The organism is Rugosimonospora africana, assembly GCF_016862975.1.
Lineage (GTDB): Bacteria > Actinomycetota > Actinomycetes > Mycobacteriales > Micromonosporaceae > Rugosimonospora > Rugosimonospora africana.
Genome location: NZ_BONZ01000155.1, coordinates 1 through 3545, shown reverse-complemented (window position 1 = coordinate 3545; position 3545 = coordinate 1). Strand labels below are relative to the sequence as shown.

Annotated in this window: 3 protein-coding genes; 2 read left to right on the top strand and 1 reads right to left on the bottom strand. The window is 71.2% G+C overall.

Annotated elements, in window-relative coordinates; genetic code table 11:
* On the top strand, window positions 1–434 hold a 434-nt coding region (locus tag Raf01_RS48875), incomplete at its 5' end, for an RNA-guided endonuclease TnpB family protein (protein WP_203925035.1).
* Window positions 435–669: 235 nt separating this feature from the next.
* Window positions 670–2376 carry a hypothetical protein gene (locus Raf01_RS48870; protein WP_203925034.1) on the top strand — a complete coding sequence of 569 codons (1707 nt, stop codon included), beginning with the start codon at window positions 670–672 and terminating at the stop codon, window positions 2374–2376.
* 119 nt (window positions 2377–2495) lie between these two features.
* On the opposite strand, the gene Raf01_RS48865 is transcribed toward Raf01_RS48870, so the two are convergent.
* The gene (locus Raf01_RS48865) at window positions 2496–3143 is read right to left on the bottom strand and encodes a hypothetical protein (RefSeq protein WP_203925033.1); all 648 of its coding nucleotides are present in this window, start codon (window positions 3141–3143) and stop codon (window positions 2496–2498) included.
* Window positions 3144–3545: the final 402 nt, after the last annotated feature.

Genomic DNA, 3545 nt, shown 5'->3' with positions numbered 1-3545 from the left:
CCACTCGTCTCGTGCGTGACAACCAAACGCTCGTGATCGAGGACCTGACGGTACGGAACATGGTCAAAACCCACACCCTGGCCCGCGCTATCTCCGACGCGGGCTGGCGGCAGTTTCGCAGCATGCTGGAGTACAAGGCCGACTGGCACGGCCGGAACCTTGTGGTCGTCGACCGCTGGTTCCCGTCGTCGAAGCTGTGCTCGGCGTGTGGCGCACTGGCCGAGAAGATGCCGCTGAATGTGCGGGCGTGGACCTGCCGATGTGGCATCACCCACGACCGGGACGTCAACGCGGCACGCAACATTCTGGCCGAGGGGCTCTCGGCCGCTGCCTGTGGAGCCGGTGTAAGACCTAGACGGGCGAACGCCCGGACTCGGCGGCCGGCGTCGAAGCAGGAACACCCAAGGGCGACCAAGGGAATCCCCGCCCCTTAGGGCGGCGGAGGATGTCAAGACGACAGTGGTACCAGAGAGAGTGAGAGTCGGCACCCGCCCGCGGACCAGGACGCTCCGCGCGGCCGGGCGGAGCGGTCTTCTTCCGCGCCGGCACGCGCACTGACCGCCCGCGACGGTGATTGCCGGTTTCCGGGCCGCCAATTCCTGGGCTGCCTTCGCGTTTACGGTGGTTTCGAGCGGTGTGCCCGGCAACGGACGACTATGCTGGCACATCATGTCCGCCCCGACCCGGACGCCCGCCCCGACCGCGGCCCCGACGTCCGCCGGTGGTCGTCTCGCCGCCGCCCTGCGTGCCGCTCTCCGCTCGGCTGTCGTCGGCTCGGCTGCTCTCCGCTCGGCTGCACTGCGCGCTGGTGCCTTGCGCGTGGCCGGGCTGCCGGCCGTCCTGGCGCTCGCGGCCGTCGCCCGGCTGACGTACCTGGGCGGCGACCGGGCCAATTTCAACGGGGACGAGGCCGTCACCGGCATCATGGTGCGGCACATCCTGCGTGGAGAAGGGTTCCTGTTCTACCCTGGCCAGCGCTACGGCGGCACGCTGGAGGTATACCTCCAGGCGCTGGGGTACCTGGTCTTCCAGCTCCCGCAGAATCCGCTGACCCTGCGCCTCGCGCAGGTCGCGCTGTCTGTCGCCAGTACCGCCCTGGTGTATTTGTGTGCCCGCCGGATGCTGCCGGGCGGACGCCGGCGCCGGGCGCTGTTCGCCGCGGCGTTCTTCGCGGTCGGGCCGTGGTTCAACCTGGTCGGCGGGGCGACCGCGTGGGGCTTCTACTCGGTGGGTGTCACGCTCGGCCTGTGCGCGCTGTACTGCGGGTTGCGGCTGGGCACGGGCCGGCGGGGCACTTTGCGGCGGGGCACTTTGCGGCTCGGCGCGGACCGGTCGCGCGACGCCGCCTGGGCCTTCGGTCTGGGCCTGTGCGCCGGGCTCGGTTTCTGGAACTCGTTGACCAGCGCCTACCTGGTCCTGCCCGGATTCATCTGGGCGATGCCGTACCTGATAAGACGGGCCAGCGGTTTCGCTGCCGTGCTCGGTGCCGTCGCCGGTGCGGCACCGGCACTGGTCTTCGTGCTCCGGTCCGGCGAACTGCCGCTGCCCACCGCTCCGGACCGCCAGGTGGGTTTCGGGCAGCGGGTTGCGAACCTCACCGATCCGTTGCTGCGCCAGTTCCTCGGCATCGCGTACGCGCACGGCGACGGCGGCCTGCCGCGACCGGTGCAGTACCTGATCCTGGCGGGCGTGGCCGCCGCGTACCTCGGCTGCCTGTGGCGTCGCAGGCGGGGACTGGCGACGCTGCTGGGCCTGCGCCAGGGTGGCCGCGAACCGGTCGACCTGCTGCTCGTCGCGCCGGTGCTGGTGGCTGTGCTGTACGTGGCCACGTCGATGGCCTGGTACACCGGTACGCCCCGGTACCTGTTCACCGCGTACCCGTTGCTCGCCCTGTCGGTGGCCGCGCTCCTGCCGTACCGGAGCCCGGTGGCCGCATCCGTCGTGTACGCCGCGGTGTTGAGCCTGTCCGCCGCGCTGTCCCTGGGGTTCTTCCGGACCGCACCGCACCCGTCGCTGGCCGGGCGCGACGCCGTCCTGCGCCGGGTCGTGGCACACCTGGTGAGCGAGCACGAGACGCACGTGTACGCGGACTACTCGACGGGCATGGCGTTGCAGTACCTCGCCGGGGACCGGCTCGACGTGGCGATCTGCTACGGCGCGACGCGCTTCGCCGAGCAGCGGGCCCGGGTCCGGGCCACACCGGATCCGGTCTATGTGGACAGTCCGCTGGCCGGATCGGGCCTCCTGGACGATCCGCCGGACACGATCGGGACGGCGCTGCTCGCCAACCACGCCACGTTCCGGACCACCCGGATCGGTTTCGTGACCATCTACGACCGGGTGACGCTGCCCCGCCCACCGGCGTTCTGCCGGTGAGCGGGTGATGGTTGCGGGCTGGCCCTTGTGTAGTTGTGGGCTGGACCCGGTGTGGCTTGCGGGCTGGGCCCGGTACCGCCGATCATTTGGCAGGACAGGGACCCAGGCGGACAGAACACCTAGACGAACAGTTTCCCGGCCTTCGCGATCGTGGCAGGCTTGGCGATGGTGCCGAGCTTGCCCATGTTGCCCATCCCCACTTTCCCCAGCTTGCCCAACTGCCCCACCCGGCCCAGCATGCCGGCGGTCATCGATCCGGGCTTCTGCTGTTCGCCGGCCAGCGCGCTGATGGCGACGAGGGCGCCGGTGAACGCGGGTACCGCCCACTGGACCACCCGTTGCCGGCGCTGGATCGACGTCACGTCCTCCGGCGTCTCGGCGGAGGACTGGGTTGGGCCTTCCGCGGGTACCTCACCGGCCTTGCCGAGCTTCATCCCGAGCGCGCCCGCGTATGCGGTGGCGCCCAGCGCCGCGAGAGTGAGGCCGGCCTTTGTCGCGCTCATCGCGAGCGCACCGCGCTGCGCGGCCACCCGGTGCCGCTCGTTGACCAGCAGCGCGGACGCACCGGCGAGGTGGGCGCCGATCGCCGCGAGGTTGACCGGTGCCCATCGCCGCCAGCCGTTCGACGCGACCGCCACCCGTTCGCTGCGCCGCTTGATCTGCCCCGCGGCGCCGTTGAGCCCGACCGCGCCCATCAGCGAGCCGCCGAACCACGCCGCCAGGCCGGTGTCGTGCATCGAGCGCAGCACCGTGTCCCGTTCCCCCATGCCCCCCATGTGTCCCCCCGCTCACGTTCTGCGTATCCGTCGACCGGCCCGTCCACCGGCGCGGCGTGCGGCCCGGAGGAGACCTCCGGATCGACATGTGCCGGCGAACCCTCCCGCGGGCCCGCACGACGCGCCATACCCGGAGGAGAGGGTCCTATTCCCCCTCCGGCGCCCGGACGGCGCGGGACCCGGCTGGCCACGGCTTCCCCATGGCTACGGCTTCCCGCGTAGCCATGGGTCCCTGGGTGGCTACGGTTTCCGGGGTAGTGACGGGTTCCCGGGTAGCCAGAGGTTTCGGGGCGTCACGACTCCCGATGACCGCGACTCCCGATGACCGCGACTCCCGATGACCGTGACTGTCCCGGTGGTCACCTCCCCGGTGGCTGCGACGGTTCGGCGTGA